Source organism: Staphylococcus sp. EG-SA-2 (assembly GCF_017152085.1).
On record NZ_JACYHC010001173.1, the window covers coordinates 1 to 661 of the forward strand.

Genomic DNA, 661 nt, shown 5'->3' on the forward strand with positions numbered 1-661 from the left:
CTATATTTTTCCCAAATACATTTATAACTTTTTCAATGCTCATGCCTGAAATTAAGCCACCAACTAGCGCACTGATAAATAAGCTTATAACTACGTTTAATCGACATAAACATAGCACAATCATTAATATTACTGCTATTACTACTGCATTTATCATATGATAACCATCCTTTATCGCTCTATCGAACTAAAGCGTTTATAGACTACATAGTATCAGTAGCTTTAACACCTGTCAATAGCAAACTATACCCATAATCTTTATTTTTTAGTTAATTGTCTTTCTTAAAATAATTTTCACTTTCATTAAATTAAACAATTTTACAAGCCTGGAACACCAATCAAAATCCTAAGTTCTATAATGTTATATTAGTAGTCGTTGACTGAATGAGCATATGATTATAATAAGTTTTTGCAATGCTAATCAAGTTGATTTATGCTCACAAGGATATGCGATTTATATTTTCTTACAACAATGAAAATGCCTGATACAATGCGATCCTTTATACTTTCAAGAGTTAAATTAGAAATGTATAACAAGACACAAGTTGTATCAGGCAAATAATTAAATTATTGTTGTTTTAACCATTGTACTATCGTCGGAATCATAAATCCTGTTGGCCCTTTTGGACCATTATATGAAGCTTTATTAGTCGTTGCTGGA

At 29.8% G+C, this 661-nt stretch carries 2 protein-coding genes; both read right to left on the reverse strand.

Features of this window, described 5'->3' with window-relative positions:
* Nucleotides 1–157: transporter permease (locus IDG60_RS19295; RefSeq protein ID WP_481906111.1), on the reverse strand; the 157-nt coding region annotated here is incomplete at its 3' end.
* 410 nt (nucleotides 158–567) lie between these two features.
* A partial coding sequence (locus IDG60_RS23090) for a hypothetical protein (protein ID WP_241013404.1) occupies nucleotides 568–661 on the reverse strand: 94 nt, incomplete at its 5' end.